This window comes from Simplicispira psychrophila DSM 11588, assembly GCF_000688255.1.
Taxonomy (GTDB): Bacteria; Pseudomonadota; Gammaproteobacteria; order Burkholderiales; family Burkholderiaceae_C; genus Simplicispira; species Simplicispira psychrophila.
Map to the genome: position 1 here is coordinate 207,490 of NZ_JHYS01000004.1, position 18,922 is coordinate 226,411.

Sequence of the window (18,922 nt, forward strand, 5' to 3'; positions counted from 1 at the left end):
GCTGGCGTCTTACAACGGCATGGGTTGTTTCGTCAGTGCGGCCCGCCTAGCGTTGGCTATGGTGGACGTTCATACTTCATAGGAGCTTTAAATGCCACAAAACACCAAAGACAGCAACGGCGGCAAAAACCATCCCGTCAAAGATACGGGCGCCAAGGACGCCAAACGCTCCGACAAGGGCGCAGCCGACCAAAAATCTGGCTCTCCCACAGGTTCACAGAAAAAAGGCGAGAAAAAAACAACGCCTTAACTGCGCAAGCGAAAAAGCTCCCGACAGGGAGCCAAAAAGCATAAAGGGGTGTCAGCTGCCGGCCCTATTTGAGCGCATGAGATGTTCCGGGCCAGCAGTATCGGCGCACCCACAGGCTAAGACACTAAGATATTCATGCTGCTGCCATCTTGCGGCACTCCTCAGCGCATCTGAAGCAGGCTTGAGCGCATTGCTGACAATGATCCATATTGTGTTTTGCGCATTCGTCGCCACAAGATTGGCATATATCGGCGCACAAAGCGCAGATGGCTTGGCTGTGTTCACTGCCGCGTGACATCGCTGCCGCAGCCAGCGCACAGATTTGAGCGCAATCCATGTCAGTGGCTATGCAATGCGCCATCATTTTCACGTCCGTCTCTTGTAGACAGGAAGCCGCACAGTAGTTACAGGCTACTGCGCACGCATTGCATGCCTCTATGCAAGCGTTAAATTTTTTGGTTTGCATTGAATTCTCCTGAGTTGCGGGCTCATGAAAGTACAAGCCCGCCCTGATGTTCTCTGGATTACTTCACGGCAGGGTGTAGGTTTGAATGCCATCTTTCCGTAATACTGTGAAGTCTCATAGACATTACCTAGCGTTAATGAATAGCTCCCCACCCTATCGGGGAAAAGCGGTGTGATTTTAAAATAATGCAAGTCATAGCTTATGTTGGCTCGCGCGCCATCCCTTTGATTTCTGGGGTGCAGCGAAGCCGGTATGCTTGTCGCCCATGACCTATTTCGCAGAAAAAACCGACAACTCCCTGCTCTCTCAGGTGCTGCTGGACGTGGCGCGTGCGCTGCAAGAAGACCTGGGGGGCGGCGACCTTACCGCCGGCTTGATTGATCCTGCGCGCAGCGTGCGTGCCCGCGTGTTGGCGCGCGAGAGTGCCGTGCTGTGCGGCGCGCCCTGGGCCGAAGCCGCCTTGCGCGCGCTCGACCCCAACGTGCGCCTGACCTGGCATGTGGCCGAAGGCCAGCGCTGCAGCACCGATCAGGTGGTGCTGGAGATCGACGGCAACGCGCGTGCGCTGCTCTCCGCCGAGCGCACCGCGCTGAATTTTTTGCAGCTGCTCAGTGCCGTGGCAACCAAGACGGCGACCTATGTGGAGGCGGTGGCCGGCACAAGCGCGCAGATCGTCGATACGCGCAAAACCCTGCCCGGTCTGCGTCTGGCGCAAAAATATGCCGTGCGCATGGGCGGTGGCACCAACCACCGCATCGGCCTGTTTGACGCGGTGCTGATCAAAGAAAACCACATTGCAGCGGCCGGTGGCGTGGCGGCAGTGCTGCGCGCCACGCAGGCGGTGGCTGCGAAAGCGCAGTTCATCGAGATCGAGGTTGAAACCCTGGCGCAACTGCAAGAGGCGCTGGACGCCGGCGCCAAGATGGTGCTGCTGGACAACATGCCGCTGGCCACGCTGCACGAAGCGGTGCGCCTGAACGCCGGCCGGGCCATTCTCGAAATCTCGGGCGGCGTGACGCTGGACGGTCTGCGCGCCCTTGCAGAAACTGGCGTGGACCGCATCTCTATTGGTGGCCTGACCAAGGATGTCAAGGCCACCGACTTTTCCATGCGCCTGGAGGACTTTGCCGGATGAACACCACCATCGCCATCAAGGAAGTGGAGTATGAGCAGCCGCAGGGCAGCGCCGTGTGCAGCACCAAATACGCCTGGGCGCGTGTGCCGCCGGAACTGACGCAGGCTGATCGCGTCGCCACCAAGGACAAAATCCGCCGCCTGCTGAAAGAAAAAAATGCCGTTATGGTGTCGCACTACTACGTGCACCCGGACTTGCAGGATTTGGCTGAAGAAACCGGCGGCATCGTCAGCGACTCGCTGGAGATGGCGCGCTTTGGCCGCGACCACGCCGCGCAGACGCTGATCGTCTCGGGGGTGCGCTTCATGGGCGAGACGGCCAAAATCCTGTCGCCCGAAAAAACCATTCTGATGCCGGATCTGGATGCGACCTGCTCGCTGGATCTGGGCTGCCCGGTGGACGAGTTTTCTGCTTTTTGCGACCAGCACCCCGACCGCACCGTGGTGGTGTATGCCAACACCAGCGCGGCGGTGAAGGCGCGTGCCGACTGGCTGGTGACGTCCAGCTGCGCGCTCGACATCGTCAGCGCATTGAAGGCCGCTGGGCAAAAAATTCTCTGGGCACCCGACCGCCATTTGGGTGGCTACATCCAGCGCGAAACCGGCGCCGACATGGTGATGTGGAACGGCGCCTGTATCGTCCACGACGAATTCAAGGCGTTTGAGCTGCAAGCGCTGATGCAGGAACACCCCGGCGCCAAAGTGCTGGTGCACCCTGAGTCGCCCGAAGATGTGATCGCGCTGGCCGATGCCGTGGGCTCCACCTCGGCCATCCTCAAGGCGGCGCAGACGATGGATGCGCGCGAATTCATCGTTGCCACCGATGCCGGCATGATGCACAAACTGCGCACGCTGAACCCGGGCAAAGTCTTCCTCGAAGCCCCCACCGCCGGCGACAGCGCTACCTGCAAAAGCTGCGCCAATTGCCCGTGGATGGCGATGAACGGCTTGGCCGGCGTGCTGCAGGTGCTGGAACACGGCAACAATGCTGTCCATGTCGATGCCGCCCTGATCCCGCGCGCACGCCAGCCGATTGACCGTATGCTGGCCTTCACAGCGGCCCTCAAAAGCGGCCAACCTGTCGCCGGCCTGCTGCCGCATCTGGGCGCTGCCTGATTGAAATGCTATAAATTTAATAGCTATAAGCGCTTTATGCATAAGCCCTAGACTCTGTTTTCATTTAAAACTAGAAGCTGCTCCATGACCGCTCGACAAGCCCCCGCCCGCGCCCATTCGCACGCCGCACTGCACCGCTTTGTGCAAGCCCAAACTGCTTCCAAATTGGCCGACAGACTGTGGGCCTGGGCGCAGAACGAACCCGAGCTGATGGCCGATTTGCAACTGTGGGCTGCCAGCGAGGACCCGCTGGCGATGCGCGCGGCTATCACCGAGCTGCTCAAAGACGAACGCCAATGGCTGGAACGTGTACCTGTCAATCGCTACGCCCAGCGCGCCGCTCAAGTGCTGGCGCAGCTATCGCCCTGGCTGCAGCGCGATCCGGCGGTGTTGCTGGACTTGTGCGCGCACGCGCTGCACGCGCTGTATGACGTGGCGGTGCGCGCCGACGACAGCGAGGGCGAGCTGGCCGACATCAGCGAGGCGCTGCTGGCGCTGCTGCTGCAGGCACTGCGCGCTGCGCCGCCCCCAGGCGACTGGCTGGAATGCTGGTGGGCATTGGCCCTGGCCGACCCCTGGGAGATGTGGGACGAAGGCGTGGTGCTGGCGGCGGCTGGAACGGCGGTGCGGGCCTGCTACCACGCCCGCGCCCAGGCCGACTGGCAGGGCTGGAAACAGGTGCACAGCACCTCCGTCCCCAGCGCCACCGACAATGAGCGCAGCCTGTTGCGCTACCGCTACCTGGTCAGCCTGCGCAGCCAAGGCGATGCCCAGGCCGTCACCGCTGCTATGACCGACAGCCTGCAGCAGCCGGCCGAATTTGTCGAGCTGGTGCAGTGGTGCCAGGCCCAGGGCTGGCACGACCAGGCCCTGCACTGGGCCCAGGCCGGCACCGCGCGCTACCCGAATGACAAGCCGTGCGAAAGCCAACTGTTGCAGTGCTACCAGCAGCAGGGCGACCACGCCGCCGCTTTGCCGCTGCTGCGCCGGCGCCTGCAGGCCCAGCCCGCTGCCAGCACCTACAGTGCCGTGCTCGACACCGCAGAGCGCGCCGGCCACGACCGCGCCGCCTACCGGGCCGAACTGTTTGACTGGATCGAGCAGCGCGAAGTCGAAGAAATGGAACGCCAGCGCAAAAGCCCGTTCCGCCAGCGCGACGCCCTGATTGGCCGGCGGGTTAGCGTACAAATCAACTGGCATCTGGCCGAGGGCACTATCGATGCCGCCCTGGCGCTGGCCTTGGCGCCCGGCACCCAGTGCGACATGCACACGCTGCAAGCGCTGGCCCAGCAACTGCCCCCTGCGCAAGACGCTGCCGCTGTCGAGTTGCTGCTGCGCGTCTTCCCCACCGTTATGGCTGTGGCTGCCTCGCCCTACACCGAAGCGCTGGAACTGGTACGCACCATCACCGCCCGCATGGACTCGGTACAAAAAACCGTCTGGCTGGCCACTCTGCGCGCGCAATACAAACCCAAGCGCAATTTCGTTTCTGGGCTGCCGTCGTAAGGCGCCACCTTGCGGCAGCCGTGCCCATGCGTACCACCATCGACTTTGCCGACCCGCACCACCGCACCGCGCCGCGCCTGCGCCACACTTTCACCGCACCGCGCCAGCTGCTGATCGCTACGCAACCGAACCAAGTCCGCGCCGTGTTGGCGGCCGTCCAAGCCGCCGCCGAGCAAGGCGCCTGGTGCGTTGGCGCCCTGAGCTACGAAGCCGCCAGCGCCTTTGACCCTGCATTGCGCACGCATCCTGCTGATGGTCCACTGGCCTGGTTTGCTGTTTACGACGCGCCGCAGCCGTGGGCGGCGTGCGCAGCCGATACGATGCACGCTCCTACGCTGCACTGGCACACGCTGCCTGAGCGCACCGCCTTCGATGCCGCCGTGGCAAACATCCACCACTCCATCGCCGCTGGGGAGTACTACCAAGTCAACTACACCGCGCAGACCGAGGCCAGTGTCCAAGACGGTGGCCCGCACACTGCCAGTGCGTTGTTTGCAGCGCTGCAACGCGCCCAGCCGAGGGGCTATGCAGCGCTGTTGGACATGGGTGATCGCCAAGTGCTGTCGGTTTCGCCCGAGCTATTTTTTGATTGGCATAGCAATCCAGAAAGCGGTAAAAGCGGCAGCATCCTCACCCGTCCGATGAAAGGCACCGCCCCGCGCGGCGCCACGCCCGAGCAGGATGCCGCCCAAGCCGCCGCCCTGCGCGCCAGCCCGAAAGAGCGTGCCGAGAACGTGATGATTGTCGATTTGCTGCGCAACGACCTGTCGCGCATCGCTGAGCCCTTCAGCGTGCGAGTGCCGGTGCTGTTCCACACCCAAGCGCTGCCAGCGGTTTGGCAAATGACCTCGGACGTACAAGCCCGTACCCGTCCCGGCACCACACTGGCCGACGTCTTCGCCGCGCTGTTCCCCTGCGGCTCCATCACCGGCGCGCCCAAAGTGCGCGCCATGCAGGCTATCGCCCAGCTCGAACCCGGCCCACGCGGTATCTACTGTGGCGCCTTGGGCGTGGTGCGTCCAGACCCACAGGCCGGACCCGGCGCCATCCGCGCAACCTTCAACGTGCCGATCCGTACGCTGGTGCTGCACGGCGCGCAAGTACGCTGCGGTATTGGCAGCGGCGTTACTTCAGGCGCCGAGGCCGACGCCGAATGGCGCGAGTGGCAACACAAACGCGCCTTTGCCGTGCGCGCCAGTGCGCCGTTTGACCTGTTGGAAACGCTGGCGCTGCACGACGGGCAATGGCGCCACCGTGTCGATCATTTAGAGCGCTTGCAGCGCGCTGCTACGCACTTCAACTACCCGTTGGATACCGCCACCGTGCAGCACTGCCTGCAAGCATTGGCCGAGGCTCACCCGCACGGCCCGTGGCGTGTGCGCTTGTTGCTGGATGCAGCAGGTCAGCCGCGCGCCGAAGCCTTTGCCTTGCAGCCCACGGCCACTCCGGTACGACTGCAACTGGCGACACGCCCGTTGGTCGAAGCACACAGCGAATTCGTCCGCCACAAAACCAGCCGCCGCGCGCACTACGCCCCGTTCGCACCCACCGCACCCGGCGTATTCGACACCGTGCTGTGGAACGAGGAAGGCGAAATCACCGAAAGCACTTTCGGCAATCTCGCCATGCTGCTGGATGGCCGCTGGGTCACACCGCCGCTGTCGTGCGGCCTGCTGCCCGGTGTGGGCCGCGCGGTGGCGCTGTGCGAAGGCCGGGTGCACGAGGCGGTGGTGCGGCTGCAAGACCTGCCGCGCGTGCAAGGCTGGGCGTTTATCAACAGCCTGCGTGGGTGGTTGGCGGCCGTTTTGTAGGTCGGGTTAGCGCAGCGTAAGCCGACGTTTCTCTCGTGCAAGCTGTCGGGTTACGCCCTACTTCAATACTTCAATACTTCATATCAAATCAGCCTATAGCCCTTTAGATACGTGCGCTAGCAGCTCTTTATTTGATAGTACGTAATGGGCTTGCCGGTACGCCCCGGATAATCCGCAGCAGACTTCACCCCCCAAGGAGACCGCGCATGACACCCGAGGCCAAGGCCCGCCAAGCCATCGACGAGCAACTGACCCAAGCTGGCTGGGTGTTGCAAGACCTGCGGGCGCTCAACTTGGGCGCGGGCTTGGGCGTGGCGGTGCGCGAATACCCCACCGACAGCGGGCCAGCCGATTACGTGCTGTTTGTGGGCCGCGCTGCCGTGGGCGTGATCGAGGCCAAGCGCGACGATGCGGCCACCCATCTGATCGCCACCGAGCGCCAGACCGAGCGCTACGCCAGCGCCACCCTCAAATGGCGCAAAGACCGCACGCCGCTGCCGTTTTTGTTTGAGGCCACCGGCCAAGTTATCCGCTTTACCGATGGCCGCGACCCGGCGCCGCGCTCGCGTGAGCTGTTCCATTTTTTGCGCCCTGACACGCTGGCCGAATGGCTGGCCCAGCCCGCCAAGCCATCCGCTACGCTGCGCGCCCGCCTCAAGAACAACATGCCCGCGCTGCACGCCGAGCGCCTGCGCGACTGCCAGGTCAGCGCCGTCACCGGGCTGGAAAACTCGCTGGCGCTGAACCAGCCGCGCGCTTTGGTGCACATGGCGACCGGCTCGGGCAAGACCTTTACCGCCATCACCAGCATCTACCGCCTGCTGAAATTTGGCGGTGCCAAGCGCATTTTGTTTTTGGTGGACACGCGCAACTTGGGCAAACAGGCGCACCAAGAATTCATGCAGTACTCGCCGCCCGATGACGCGCGCAAGTTCACCGAGCTGTACAACGTGCAGCGCCTCGCCAGCAGCGCCATCGACCCGCACGCGCAGGTGTGCATCAGCACCATCCAGCGCATGTATTCCATCCTGAGCGGCGAGAGCATCGACCCTGCGGCCGAAGACCTGTCCTTGAACGAAGTGCAGCAAAGCGCCAGCCAGACCAAGCTGGTGCGCTACAACGCCGCCATTCCTATCGAGACCTTTGATTTCATCGTCATCGACGAGTGCCACCGCAGCATTTACAACCTGTGGAAGCAGGTGCTGGATTACTTTGATGCCTTCTTGATTGGCCTGACGGCCACGCCCGACCGGCGCACACTGGGGTTTTTTAACGAAAACATCGTGGCCCAATACAGTTACGAGCAATCGGTGGTCGATGGCGTCAACGTTGGCTACAACGTGTTTTTGATCGAGACCGACATCACGCAGCAAGGCGCAGCGCTGCAAGCCAAAGAATGGGTTGACCACCGCGACCGCGCCACGCGCAAAAAGCGCTGGGCCGAGACCGAAGACGACACCGCCTACAGCGGCAAAGAGCTGGACCGCTCGGTGGTCAACCCCAGCCAGATTCGCCAAGTGATTCAGGCGATGAAAACCGCTGTCGCCACACACATCTTTCCCGAGCGCAAAGAGGTGCCGAAAACTCTCATCTTTGCCAAGACCGACAGCCATGCCGACGACATCATCCAGATGGTGCGCGAGGTGTATGGCGAGGGCAACGCCTTCTGCAAAAAGGTCACCTACAAAGCCGAGGACGACCCGGACAGCACGTTGGCGAGTTTTCGCAACGACTACCACCCGCGCATCGCCGTCACCGTGGACATGATTGCCACCGGCACCGACATCAAACCGCTCGAAGTGCTGCTGTTTATGCGCGACGTGCGCAGCCGGGGCTATTACGAGCAAATGAAAGGCCGGGGCGTGCGCAGCTTGGATGCGGATGGGCTCCAGCGGGTCAGCGCCAGCGCCCCCGGTGCCAAAGACCGTTTTGTGCTGATTGACGCGGTCGGCGTAGAAAAATCGCTGAAAACCGAAAGCCGTCCGCTGGAGAAAAAACCCAGCGTGGCGCTGAAAGACCTGCTGCAAGGCGTGGCGCTGGGCCACCGCGACGACGACACCCTGCTCAGTCTGGCCAACCGCTTGGTGCGGCTGAACAAGCAGTTGGACGACAAGGCCAAGGCGCGCATCGAAACCACCGCCGGTGGCAGCAGCGTGGTCGAACTGGCGCAGGGGCTGATGGGCGCTATCGATGCCGATGGCATTGCGCAAACCGCGCTGGCCACGGCGCAGGCGCAGGGCATTACGCGCAGCGAAGACACTCTCACGCCAGACGAACTGCAAGCCGCCCGCAGCGTGCGCGTGGCGGCGGCCTGCGCGCCGTTTGATGCGCCCGAACTGCGCGACGAGTTAGAAAACGCCCGCCGCGAGCGCGAGCAGATCATCGACCACATCAACCTCGACACCGTCACCTTTGCTGGCTACAGCGAACAGGCGGTGCAGCAAGCGCAGCAGGCGATTGACGCTTTTGCCGCCTACATTGCGCAGCACAAAGACGAGATTGCCGCGCTGGGCTTTTTTTACGACCAGCCCTACCAGCGCCGCGCGCTCACCATTGATTTGATTGAAGCGCTGCACCAGCAGTTGGCCAAGCCGCCGCTGATGCTGACCACCGAGCGCCTGTGGAGCGCTTACGCCCGCGTGCAGGGCAGCCAGGTCAAACCGATCAGCACCCAGCGCCAGTTGACCGACATCGTGGCTTTGGTGCGCTACGCCTTGGGGCTGAATGCCGAGCTGGCGCCGTTTTCTGACCAAGTGGACAAGCGCTTTTCCGACTGGATTTGGCGCCACAACAGCCAGCGCGCCAGCGCCTTCACGCCCGAACAAACCGAATGGTTACGCCAAATGAAAAACCACATCGCCGCCAGCGGCAGCATCGGCCGCGCCGACTTTGACTACGCCGAGTTGGCCCATCACGGCGGTTTGCAACGGGTTTGGGCGGTGCTGGGCAAGGAGTTGGATGGATTGATGGCGGAAATGAATGAGGAGTTGGTGGCGTGAATAAATTACCTGATGGATGGAGGCTTACAACTCTCGGAGATCTATTAGTTGCAGTCGTTGGAGGAGGAACGCCACCACGAAATATGCCTGCTTACTTTAATGGAACCATTCCTTGGTTTACTGTTAAAGATATGAAATCTTTGAGGCCATCTGATGCGCAAGAACACATTACAGAGGCTGCAATACTAAACAGTGCAACTAATTTAGTTCCTGCAAATACATTAATTGTTGCGACGAGGATCGCGTTAGGTCGCGCAATACGACCTAAGGTAAAGTGTGCTATTAATCAGGATTTAAAAGCGATTTTTCCTGCCAAAGGTATTGATGTCGAGTTTCTCTTGTATTGGATCGAAGCTCATGCGCGCTATATTCAAAACCTGGGTTCTGGAACTACCGTAAGTGGCATTCGACTTGAAGCATTGCATGGACTGCCCTTATTTCTTCCTCCGCAAACCGAACAAACCCGCATCGTCGCCAAACTCGAAGAGCTGCTCTCCGACCTCGATGCTGGCGTGGCGGAATTGAAAGCGGCGCAAAAGAAGCTCACGCAATACCGCCAATCGCTGCTGAAAGCGGCAGTCGAAGGTGCACTGACGGCAGAGTGGCGCCAGCACAACCCGCCGCAAGAAACCGGCGCGCAACTGCTGGAGCGCATCCTCACCGAGCGCCGCGCCCGCTGGGAAGCCAAGCAACTCGCCAAGTTTGCAAGCCAAGGCAAAGCCCCGCCCAAAGACTGGGAAAGTAAATACCCCGCAGCGGTAGCTCCTGACGTGGCAGGTTTGCCGGAATTGCCGCACGGGTGGGTGTGGAGTTCGATAGGCCAGTGTTTTCATGTCGCTGTAGGAGCGACTCCAAGCCGAAAAGAACCCAGTTACTGGGGCGGTGACATACCTTGGGTAAGTTCTGGTGAAGTGCGGTTTTCACGCATCACTGGAACCAGAGAAATGATTGCAGAGGCAGGACTGAATAATAGTAGTACACATATTAATCCCATCGGTAGTGTGCTTCTTGGAATGATTGGCGAGGGAAAAACACGCGGTCAAGTTGCCATACTTGATGTGGAGGCTGCAAATAATCAAAACTGCGCTGCAATCTGGGTTGCTGAAACTGGGATTGCGTCAGAGTATGTTTATTACTGGCTATGGTCGCAGTATGAGCAAACCCGAAAAGGCAGTAGTGGAAACAATCAGCCTGCATTAAATAAATCCATTGTTGAGCGTATTCCGTTTCCTTTGCCTCCACTGGATGAAGTCAATGTGATTGCTGAGGCCGTTGATAGCGCTTTGGAAAGTACTTCAATGCAAGAGCGCGCGATTGAAATCAGCCTCAAACAATCCACCGCCCAACGCCAAAACATCCTGCGCGCCGCGTTCTCCGGCCAGCTCGTCCCGCAAGACCCCAGCGACGAACCGGCGAGCAGGCTGCTGGAGCGCATTCGCACCGAGCGCGCCGCGCAAGCGTCCGTGCCCAAGGTGCGCAAGGCGCGTGCGGTCAAGGGGGTTGCATGAGCCAAGACAAGAAACCAGAAGCGGGCCTGAATGCCATCCCACCAGCGCCAGAGGCCACGCCCTTGCTGTCGGAACTGCGCCAACTGATTGATGAGGCGCGCCACTCGGCTGTGGTGGCGGTGAATGCCGGCCTGACGCTGTTGTATTGGCGCGTGGGCCAACGCATCCGTGTGGAGGTGCTGGGCGGCGAACGCGCTGGCTATGGAGAAGAAATTGTCTCCACACTGTCGCGACAATTAGCGTGGAGCCATTTTCGAGAGCTTATTTATCTGCAAGACCCGCTGGTCCGCGACTTCTACGCCGAAATGTGCCGCATCGAGCGCTGGAGTGTGCGCACTCTGCGCGAGCGGGTGGGTTCGATGCTGTTTGAGCGCACGGCGCTGTCAAAAAGGCCGGACGAATTGATCAGGCTAGAGTTGGACGCGCTGCACGCCCACCCGCCGCATCACCGAACATCACGACGTTCATTGCGTTCAAAAACTCCCGAGGCCACAACATGAAGATTGAAACCATCCGCCTGCGCAATTTCAAAGCGTTCCGCGAAGTCAACCTGACCGATCTGCCGGGCTTTTTGGTGGTCGTGGGAGCCAATGGCACCGGAAAAACCACGCTGTTCGATGTGTTCGGTTTTTTGCATGACTGTCTGAAAGGCAACGTGCGCTCGGCGCTGGACAAGCGGGGGCGCTTTCGGGAGGTGTTGAGCCGGGGGTGCGATCCTGAGAAGGACGCGATCATGGTCGAGCTCCAGTACCGCATGGAAATCACCGGTAAAGAGCGGCTGGTGACTTACTCAGTCGAAATCGGCGAAGTCAACGGCCAGCCGGTGGTGTTGCGCGAGGTGCTGCGCTACAAGCGTGGCCGCCATGGAAAACCGTTCCATTTCCTCAACTTCGCCCAAGGAGAGGGCTATGCCATCGTCAACGAAGGTGATTTCACCCTGCCCGATGACCAGTTAGAACGTGAAACCCAGAAAGTCTCGCCCGACGCTTTGGCGATCAAAGGGCTGGGTCAGTTCGAGCGCTTCAAGGCTGCCAATGCGTTTCGCCAGCTGATTGAGCACTGGTACGTGTCGGACTTTCACATCAGCGCGGCGCGTGGTCGCAAGGATGCGTCTGGCGATTCGGAGCATCTGAGTGAATCGGGTGACAACCTGCCGTTGGTGGCGCGCAGGCTATACGAGCAATACCCGGCAGTGTTTCAGCGCATTTTGGACACCATGGCCCGGCGTGTACCGGGGGTGTCGGGTGTCGAGCCACTGCTGCTGGACGATGGCTACCTGACCTTGCGTTTCCAAGACGGTTCGTTCAAAACACCGTTTCTGGATCGCTACGTCTCGGACGGCACGATCAAGATGTTTGCCTATCTGGTGCTGCTGCACGACCCCAGCCCTCACCCGCTGTTGTGCGTAGAAGAGCCTGAGAACCAGCTCTACCCCACGCTGATGGGGGCCTTGGCCGAGGAGTTTCGCTCTTATGCACACCGAGGCGGTCAGGTCTTTGTCTCCACCCACTCGCCTGATTTTTTGAACGCCATTGAGTTGGAAGAGGCCTGCTGGCTGGTCAAGCGGGACGGCTACACCGAGGTTCACCGTGCCAAGGACAACCCACAGGTGGCTGCGTACATGGCTGATGGGGATCAGCTAGGTTATCTCTGGAAAGAAGGGTTTTTTGATGGTGCGGATCCGCGATGAAAGAGCTTGTCTTTTTGGTCGAAGGTGAGGCAGAGCGCTGCCTGCTGGACACCTTTTTGCCGCGTGTTTTGCCCGAGGGAGTAGGCCATCGTGTCATTCCGTTTCAGGGCAAGCAAGACATGGAAAAGCGCATGAATATGCGGATCCGGGGCTACCTCAACCCACAGGCGCGCTTCATTGTTCTGCGCGATCAGGACAGCCACACCGACTGCATTGCGCTCAAGCGCTCCCTGCAAGAGCGCTGCGCTGGTACGCAGCGAGAGGCGCATTGTCTGGTGCGAATCGCCTGCACCGAGTTGGAGACGTTTTACTTGGCGGACTTGGCTGCGGTGGGGCAGGGGCTGGGTATCTCAGGACTGGATCGCTACCAGTCACAGCGCAAATTTCGCGATCCGGATCGCCTTGGTAGCCCAAGCCGTGAACTCAGTGCATTGACGAAGAACCGCTACGAGAAGCGCGACGGGTCGGCGCGGATTGGCCAGCACTTGGCGCTAGAAAACACCCGCTCCCCCAGTTTTCACCACTTTGTTGCCGGGATCCGGCGCCTGAGCGCGCAATTGCTGGACGCTTGAATGATTTTTTTATGAACGCTTCCTCCCTCATCCAGAAAGTCTGGAATTTTTGCCACACGCTGCGCGACGACGGTGTCGGCTATGGCGACTATCTCGAGCAGCTGACCTATCTGCTGTTCCTGAAAATGGCGCACGAATACGCACAAGAACCGTACAAGCGCGAGACGCATATCCCCACCAACTACGATTGGGCCACGTTGCGCCGCCAGACCGGCGAGCCGCTGGAGACGCAGTACCTGGCCACGCTGCATCGGCTGGGCCAAGAGCCGGGGATGCTGGGTGCGATTTTTTTCAAGGCGCAAAACAAGATTCAAGACCCGGCCAAACTCAGCCGCTTGGTGCAGTTGATCGATGCAGAAAACTGGGTTGGCATGGACGCCGACACCAAGGGCGATTTGTACGAAGGGCTGCTGCAAAAGAACGCCGAAGACACTAAGAGTGGCGCCGGCCAATACTTCACGCCGCGCGCGCTGATCCAAGCCATGGTGGCCTGTATGCAGCCCGAGCCGCTCAAGACGATTGCCGACCCGGCCTGCGGCACCGGTGGATTTTTTCTGGTGGCCAATGAGTGGCTGAACGGCACTGGCGACTGGCTGCGCCAGCACGCTGATGGGCTGGATTACGCACCGCCCCGGCTAAACGCACGGCAGGCGGCATTTTTGCGCGACGAAACTTTTTATGGCAACGAGATCGTGCCGGGCACGCGCCGCCTGTGCCTGATGAACTTGTTTCTGCACAATATTGGCGAACTGGTCGGTGAGCCAGCGGTGGAGCGTACCGATGCGCTGATTGCCGAGCCTCGGATACGCGTCGATTACGTGCTGGCGAATCCACCGTTTGGCAAGAAAAGCAGCATGACCATCACCAACGCCGAGGGCGAAGAAGACCGCGACGCGCTGACCTATGAGCGCCAAGATTTTTGGGAAACCACCAGCAATAAACAGCTCAATTTTTTGCAGCACATCGTCAGCATGTTGAAGGTGACCGGCAAAGCGGCGGTGGTGTTGCCCGACAACGTGCTGTTTGAAGGCGGCGCGGGCGAGAAGATTCGCAAAAAGCTGCTGGAGACCTGCGACGTCCACACCGTGCTGCGCCTGCCAACGGGTATTTTTTATGCCCAAGGGGTTAAGGCCAACGTGGTGTTTTTTGATGCCCGGCCCAAGGATGGTCGGGTGCAGACGAAGGGCATTTGGTTTTACGACTTGCGTACCAATCAGCGTTTCACACTGAAGACGCGGCCTTTGAAGCTGGACGATTTACGTGATTTCATTGCCTGCTACCACCCGCAAAATCGCCACGAACGGGTCGAGACGGAGCGCTTCAAGTTCTACCCTTATGAAGCGCTGGTGGCGCGGGATAAGGCCAGTCTGGATATTTTTTGGCTCAAGGACGACAGCCTAGACAACCTGCAAGACTTGCCGCCGCCGGATGTGTTGCAGCAAGAAATCATTGAGCACCTGGAGGCGGCATTGGCGGCGTTTCGTGACGTAGCGGCAGGGCTGCCCAAATCGGCAGCATCAATTTGATATAAAAAGCGCCTCAAGCCCTTATGGGGTATGCGCTTTAAGCTATCAAAAAATTAAAAGCCCTTTGTAGTGTGTTCGGCCAGTACCTGTGTGATGGTCTGGTCTTTGTCTTGCCAGATGCCGTTCAGCCAAGTTTGCAGTTGGCTGCGCTGGCGGGCGTTGGTTTGCAGCAGTTCGGGCGGGATCGGGTGCTGTTGCACCTGCACCACCACGTTGCCCAGCCGCCCGCACAGAGCGTCGATGAAGGTGGGCACTTTGCCCGGATAAATGATGGTCACATCGACCAGGCTGGTGAACAGCTCGCCCATGGTGCCCAACGCCATGCCCATGCCACCGGCCTTGGGCAGCAATAGGTGGTGGTACGGTGGCTGCTGCTCGGCGTGTTTGGCCGCAGTGAAGCGCGTGCCTTCGGCAAAGCTCATCACTGAGGTCGGCAGCAGGCGAAACTTTTCGCAGGCCTGGCGCGCGTCGCGCAGGTCTTTGCGGGCACTGCCGCCGCCGCTGCCCCGGCGCATGAACGGAAAGTCCAGCGCCCACCATGCCAGCCCCAGAAAGGGCACGTAGATCAGTTCTTTTTTCAGGAAGAACTTGAGCATCGGGATGCGCCGGTTCAGCACGCGCTGGATGACGACGATGTCCACCCAGCTTTGGTGGTTGCAGGTCACCAAGTACCAGCCGTCAGGGCGCAGGCCCTCCAGGCCGGTGATCTGCCAGGCGCCTGGATTGACGCTGCGCAGCCAGAAGCTGTTGATGTCAATCCAGGTGGCCGAGATGCCGATCAGCACGCGGTCCAGTACACGGCGCACCGGCTTGAACGGCAGTAGCAGTTTGAGCAAAGCAAATGGCACCATCAGCCCGCAAAACAGCAGGGTGTTGAGCACCAGAATCAGAGAGGCAAAGCAGAACTTCAGGGCAGCAAGCATGGGCGCGCAGGAACAGGCCGGGAGGGCAGTTTTTAAGTGTTTTTGGCCTCTAGCGCTGATGGGATAAGCGCTAGTAGCTACTGTTTTCAGAGTAACTTGAAGGCGTCGTGCGCGATGGCGATGGTCTCGCTAATGTCTTGCGGCGTGTGAGCGGCGCTGACAAAGCCGGCTTCATACAAGGCGGGGGCAATGTAGACGCCGCGATCGAGCAAGCCATGGAACAGGGTGTTGAAGCGCGCGCCATTGGTTTGCATCACGGTGGCGTAGTTTTGTGGCAGCTCGGGCAGCAGGAAGAAGCCGAACATGCCGCCTTCGCAGTCGGTGCTGAAGGGCACGCCCGCAGCCGCAGCGGCGGCGCTCAGGCCATCGACCAGGCTGCGGGTGGAGGCTGACAAGGCGTCGAAGAAACCGGGCTGGCTGATTTCGCGCAGCGTGGCGAGGCCACAGGCGGTGGCGACCGGGTTGCCCGACAGCGTGCCTGCCTGGTACACCGAACCGATGGGCGCGAGGTGCTCCATCACGGCGCGCTTGCCGCCAAACGCTGCCAATGGCATACCGCCGCCAATGACCTTGCCCATGACAGTGAGGTCGGGCTCAAAACCGGGAAGGCTGCGCGCATATACGCTTTGCGCGCCGCCGAGGGCCACGCGAAAGCCGTTCATGACTTCGTCGAAGATGAACAACGCGCCGTACTGCGTGCACAGCTCGCGGCAGCGCTTGACGAAGGGCACGCTGGCGCGGACGAAGTTCATGTTGCCGGCAATCGGCTCGATCATCACGCAAGCCAAATCAGCGCCGTGCAGGGCAAAGGCTTCTTCCAGTTGCGCGACGTTGTTGTATTCGAGCACCACGGTGTGCTGCACCACTTCGGCCGGCACGCCGGCGCTGGTGGCGTTGCCAAAGGTGGCCAAGCCCGAGCCGGCCTTGACCAGCAGCGCGTCGGCGTGGCCGTGGTAGCAGCCTTCAAATTTGATGATCTTGTTGCGTCCGGTGGCGCCGCGCGCTAGGCGAATGGCGCTCATGCCCGCCTCGGTGCCCGAGCTGACCAGGCGCACCATCTCGATCGACGGCACCAGGGCGATGATGGCTTCGGCCAGTTCGACTTCGCGCTCGGTCGGGGCGCCAAAGGAGAAGCCTTCGAGCGCGGCTTTTTGCACTGCTTCGAGCACGGCGGGGTGGCCGTGGCCCAGGATCATCGGGCCCCAGGAGCCGATGTAATCGATGTAGCGCTGGCCGTTGGCGTCCCACATGTAGGCGCCTTGGGCGCGCGTAATAAAGCGCGGCGTGCCGCCGACGGCCTTGAAGGCGCGCACGGGCGAGTTGACGCCGCCAGGGATGACGGCTTGGGCGCGGTTGAAAAGAGCGAGATTGTGGTCAGTGTGGGAGGTCATGGGGAGGCTGTGCAAAGCCGTCGGCAGACGGCGGGTCAAGGGGTGCGCTGGCGGGTGCTTCGCTTGCGTCTTCATCGCCGGGTTCGGCCCAGAACATGCGGTCAGGTACCACATGGCCCATGCCGGGGCGAAAGCCGCCATCCAGGCAGCGGTCTAGATAGCTTAATGCCTCATTGCAGGCTTCGCCCAAGTCGCTGCCACAAGCCAGCAGCGCGGCCAGGGCGGCCGACAAGGTGTCGCCGGCGCCGGTGAAAGTGGCATCAAACAGTTCAAAGGGGCTGTTGTTGACAACGCTCAAGGGCGAGGCCAGCACGTTGTCGACGAACTGTCCGGGCAGGGGGATGCCGGTGACGAGGGTGAAGGGCGTGCCCAGTTCAGCGGCTGCAGCGGCCAAGTCGCGTGCGCTGGGGCTGTGGTCGTGGCTCCAGTCGGGCAGCAGCCAGCGCCACAGGGTGCTATGGTTGCCGACCAACAGAGTGGTTTGCGGCAATAACAGCGCGCCGAAGGCATCCAGATACGGGTCGATCAGGCTGTCTTGCCACCACGACAGGTTGGGCATGTAGCTGATGACCGGCAGGTCGGTGTAGTCGGTGGTGAGCGCGGCAATGGCGCTGATGTTCTCGGGGCTGCCGACAAAACCCACCTTAATGGCTTGTATCGGGACATCTTCCAGCACGGCGCGGGCCTGTTCGGCGACGGCTTCGTCATCAAAGCTGTAGTGGTCGAAAATTTGCGTGGTATCGCGGATGTAAGCGCCGGTGACGACCGCCACTGGATGCCCACCGACGGAGGCAATGGTGGCGATGTCGGCCGTCAGTCCGCCAGCGCCGCTGGGGTCGCAGGCGTTAAATACCATCACGCAGGCCGGATTGGCAGTTTCGTCGGCTGCATCCAAAGGGTTGTTGGGCGTATTGGTAAGCGTTTGTGTCATGAATCCGTCCCCGTGGTAATGGTGGCATGGAAACGGCAGGCAGCTGTGATGACTGGATACAATCGTTGCATTCTACGTGAAGGCCCATTAAGCTGTGACACCGTCTAAAACCTGGATATGTTTGATTTGTGGTTGGATTTATGACGAGGCTGCGGGTTCTCCCGCGCACGGCATCGCACCCCACACTGCATGGGAGCAGGTTCCCGCAAGCTGGACCTGTCCTGAATGTGGTGCTGGCAAAGAAGAATTCGAAATGATCGAGATTTAAATCGCAGCCAAGCATCTGCGATTTTATTTTATCCCACCCCACCCCCGGAGCACTGAAAATCAATGACAACCGGCGTTTCTTTTAAAGTTCTCGTGGTCGATGACAGTAATACCATTCGCCGCAGTGCAGAGATTTTTCTCAAGCAGGGCGGGCATGAGGTGATGTTGGCCGATGATGGTTTCGATGCCTTGGCAAAAGTCAATGATTATGAGCCGCAGCTGATTTTTTGCGATATTTTGATGCCAAAACTCGATGGTTATCAGACATGCGCCATTATCAAAAGAAATGAGCGATTTGCCAATACGCCGGTAGTTATGCTGTCTTCCAAGGACGGTGTTTTTGATAAAGCCCGTGGCCGTATGGTAGGTTGTCAGGAATATCTGACCAAGCCATTTACAAAAGATCAATTGCTGCAGGCTGTGCAGCAATTTGTTAATAATAAGCAAGGAACATTATAATGTCTATCCAAAAAGTTCTGGTGGTTGACGACTCGAAAACAGAGTTGATGTATTTGACCGACTTGCTGCAGAAAAAGGGGATGCAGGTGCGTACTGCAGAAAATGCGGAAGAAGCCTTTCGCCGGTTGGCAGAAGAAAAGCCTGATCTGATCTTGATGGACGTGGTCATGCCGGGTCAAAATGGTTTTCAACTCACCCGCGCCATTACCCGTGATCCTTTGTACGCCGATGTGCCGATCATCATGTGTACCAGTAAAAATCAGGAAACGGACCGTGTCTGGGGGATGCGCCAAGGCGCGCGTGGTTACATCACCAAGCCGGTCAATGCAGTTGAATTGCAAGCCAAGATTGATGCCTTGAGCTGAAGCTCTGC

The 18,922-nt window shown here is 60.1% G+C and carries 17 protein-coding genes and 1 pseudogene; 14 read left to right on the top strand and 4 right to left on the bottom strand.

The features are described from left to right. Positions 1-91: 91 nt before the first annotated feature. Positions 92-250, top strand: a complete 159-nt coding sequence (locus Q390_RS19890) for a hypothetical protein (RefSeq protein WP_156949846.1) — start codon at positions 92-94, stop codon at positions 248-250. A gap of 133 nt (positions 251-383) precedes the next feature. Here the strand turns inward: Q390_RS19890 and Q390_RS19395 are convergent, their stop codons facing one another. Next, complete coding sequence (locus tag Q390_RS19395) at positions 384-716, bottom strand: four-helix bundle copper-binding protein (RefSeq protein ID WP_084153796.1); 333 nt, start codon at positions 714-716, stop codon at positions 384-386. A 265-nt stretch (positions 717-981) separates the two neighbouring features. Between Q390_RS19395 and nadC the strand changes: the two genes are divergently transcribed. The 10 genes and pseudogenes from nadC (at position 982) to Q390_RS0106415 (ending at position 14,578) form a co-directional block, all read left to right on the top strand. Next, positions 982-1,851 carry a carboxylating nicotinate-nucleotide diphosphorylase gene (gene nadC, locus Q390_RS0106365; protein WP_211250423.1) on the top strand — a complete coding sequence of 290 codons (870 nt, stop codon included), beginning with the start codon at positions 982-984 and terminating at the stop codon, positions 1,849-1,851. Beyond that, the gene (gene nadA, locus Q390_RS0106370; RefSeq protein ID WP_027995308.1) at positions 1,848-2,966 is read left to right on the top strand and encodes a quinolinate synthase NadA; all 1,119 of its coding nucleotides are present in this window, start codon (positions 1,848-1,850) and stop codon (positions 2,964-2,966) included. The genes nadC and nadA overlap by 4 nt, the downstream gene beginning before the upstream one ends. An 84-nt stretch (positions 2,967-3,050) precedes the next feature. Then, entirely contained in the window at positions 3,051-4,472 is a 1,422-nt protein-coding gene (locus Q390_RS0106375; protein WP_027995309.1) for a tetratricopeptide repeat protein, read from the top strand. A 26-nt stretch (positions 4,473-4,498) separates the two neighbouring features. Further along, entirely contained in the window at positions 4,499-6,283 is a 1,785-nt protein-coding gene (locus tag Q390_RS0106380; RefSeq protein ID WP_037472320.1) for a chorismate-binding protein, read from the top strand. A gap of 206 nt (positions 6,284-6,489) precedes the next feature. After that, a complete protein-coding gene (locus Q390_RS0106385) occupies positions 6,490-9,282 on the top strand; it encodes a type I restriction endonuclease subunit R (protein ID WP_027995311.1) in 2,793 nt (930 codons plus the stop codon). Then, positions 9,279-10,790, top strand: a complete 1,512-nt coding sequence (locus Q390_RS19400; protein ID WP_037472321.1) for a restriction endonuclease subunit S — start codon at positions 9,279-9,281, stop codon at positions 10,788-10,790. The genes Q390_RS0106385 and Q390_RS19400 overlap by 4 nt, the downstream gene beginning before the upstream one ends. Then, positions 10,787-11,218: pseudogene (locus Q390_RS0106400) on the top strand (DUF1016 N-terminal domain-containing protein); the annotation flags it as partial. The gene Q390_RS19400 and the pseudogene Q390_RS0106400, both read left to right, overlap by 4 nt. A 68-nt stretch (positions 11,219-11,286) precedes the next feature. Beyond that, positions 11,287-12,480, top strand: coding sequence for an AAA family ATPase (locus tag Q390_RS0106405; RefSeq protein ID WP_027995315.1), 1,194 nt, complete (start codon positions 11,287-11,289; stop codon positions 12,478-12,480). Further along, entirely contained in the window at positions 12,477-13,052 is a 576-nt protein-coding gene (locus tag Q390_RS0106410; protein ID WP_027995316.1) for a DUF4276 family protein, read from the top strand. Before Q390_RS0106405 ends, Q390_RS0106410 begins: the two co-directional genes overlap by 4 nt. An 11-nt stretch (positions 13,053-13,063) precedes the next feature. Next, on the top strand, positions 13,064-14,578 hold the full coding sequence (locus Q390_RS0106415; RefSeq protein WP_027995317.1) for a class I SAM-dependent DNA methyltransferase: 1,515 nt from the start codon (positions 13,064-13,066) through the stop codon (positions 14,576-14,578). A 53-nt stretch (positions 14,579-14,631) separates the two neighbouring features. Here the strand turns inward: Q390_RS0106415 and Q390_RS0106420 are convergent, their stop codons facing one another. The 3 genes from Q390_RS0106420 to thiD all read right to left on the bottom strand — a co-directional run bounded on the left by Q390_RS0106420 (position 14,632) and on the right by thiD (position 17,823). Continuing rightward, entirely contained in the window at positions 14,632-15,501 is an 870-nt protein-coding gene (locus Q390_RS0106420) for an acyltransferase (RefSeq protein WP_027995318.1), read from the bottom strand. An 86-nt stretch (positions 15,502-15,587) separates the two neighbouring features. Continuing rightward, positions 15,588-16,892: a glutamate-1-semialdehyde 2,1-aminomutase gene (hemL, locus tag Q390_RS0106425; RefSeq protein ID WP_027995319.1), complete on the bottom strand. Its 1,305-nt coding sequence runs from the start codon at positions 16,890-16,892 to the stop codon at positions 15,588-15,590. Beyond that, complete coding sequence (thiD, locus tag Q390_RS0106430) at positions 16,876-17,823, bottom strand: bifunctional hydroxymethylpyrimidine kinase/phosphomethylpyrimidine kinase (RefSeq protein WP_027995320.1); 948 nt, start codon at positions 17,821-17,823, stop codon at positions 16,876-16,878. The genes hemL and thiD overlap by 17 nt, the downstream gene beginning before the upstream one ends. A gap of 94 nt (positions 17,824-17,917) precedes the next feature. Between thiD and Q390_RS19405 the strand changes: the two genes are divergently transcribed. From Q390_RS19405 to Q390_RS0106440, 3 genes are all read left to right on the top strand, one after another. Continuing rightward, a complete protein-coding gene (locus Q390_RS19405) occupies positions 17,918-18,091 on the top strand; it encodes a rubredoxin (RefSeq protein WP_084153797.1) in 174 nt (57 codons plus the stop codon). 62 nt (positions 18,092-18,153) lie between these two features. Beyond that, positions 18,154-18,549: a response regulator gene (locus Q390_RS0106435; RefSeq protein WP_027995321.1), complete on the top strand. Its 396-nt coding sequence runs from the start codon at positions 18,154-18,156 to the stop codon at positions 18,547-18,549. Further along, positions 18,549-18,914 (top strand): response regulator, encoded by a 366-nt coding sequence (locus tag Q390_RS0106440; RefSeq protein ID WP_027995322.1) that lies wholly within the window; start codon positions 18,549-18,551, stop codon positions 18,912-18,914. The genes Q390_RS0106435 and Q390_RS0106440 overlap by 1 nt, the downstream gene beginning before the upstream one ends. Positions 18,915-18,922: the final 8 nt, after the last annotated feature.

What these genes read in the sequence shown, in the direction of transcription:
- Q390_RS19890 (WP_156949846.1), top strand. Translation starts at nt 92, where the DNA reads ATGCCACAAAACACCAAAGACAGCAACGGCGGCAAAAACCATCCCGTC.
- Q390_RS19395 (WP_084153796.1), bottom strand. Translation starts at nt 716, where the DNA reads ATGCAAACCAAAAAATTTAACGCTTGCATAGAGGCATGCAATGCGTGC.
- nadC (WP_211250423.1), top strand. Translation starts at nt 982, where the DNA reads ATGACCTATTTCGCAGAAAAAACCGACAACTCCCTGCTCTCTCAGGTG.
- nadA (WP_027995308.1), top strand. Translation starts at nt 1,848, where the DNA reads ATGAACACCACCATCGCCATCAAGGAAGTGGAGTATGAGCAGCCGCAG.
- Q390_RS0106375 (WP_027995309.1), top strand. Translation starts at nt 3,051, where the DNA reads ATGACCGCTCGACAAGCCCCCGCCCGCGCCCATTCGCACGCCGCACTG.
- Q390_RS0106380 (WP_037472320.1), top strand. Translation starts at nt 4,499, where the DNA reads ATGCGTACCACCATCGACTTTGCCGACCCGCACCACCGCACCGCGCCG.
- Q390_RS0106385 (WP_027995311.1), top strand. Translation starts at nt 6,490, where the DNA reads ATGACACCCGAGGCCAAGGCCCGCCAAGCCATCGACGAGCAACTGACC.
- Q390_RS0106405 (WP_027995315.1), top strand. Translation starts at nt 11,287, where the DNA reads ATGAAGATTGAAACCATCCGCCTGCGCAATTTCAAAGCGTTCCGCGAA.
- Q390_RS0106410 (WP_027995316.1), top strand. Translation starts at nt 12,477, where the DNA reads ATGAAAGAGCTTGTCTTTTTGGTCGAAGGTGAGGCAGAGCGCTGCCTG.
- Q390_RS0106415 (WP_027995317.1), top strand. Translation starts at nt 13,064, where the DNA reads ATGAACGCTTCCTCCCTCATCCAGAAAGTCTGGAATTTTTGCCACACG.
- Q390_RS0106420 (WP_027995318.1), bottom strand. Translation starts at nt 15,501, where the DNA reads ATGCTTGCTGCCCTGAAGTTCTGCTTTGCCTCTCTGATTCTGGTGCTC.
- hemL (WP_027995319.1), bottom strand. Translation starts at nt 16,892, where the DNA reads ATGACCTCCCACACTGACCACAATCTCGCTCTTTTCAACCGCGCCCAA.
- thiD (WP_027995320.1), bottom strand. Translation starts at nt 17,823, where the DNA reads ATGACACAAACGCTTACCAATACGCCCAACAACCCTTTGGATGCAGCC.
- Q390_RS0106435 (WP_027995321.1), top strand. Translation starts at nt 18,154, where the DNA reads ATGACAACCGGCGTTTCTTTTAAAGTTCTCGTGGTCGATGACAGTAAT.
- Q390_RS0106440 (WP_027995322.1), top strand. Translation starts at nt 18,549, where the DNA reads ATGTCTATCCAAAAAGTTCTGGTGGTTGACGACTCGAAAACAGAGTTG.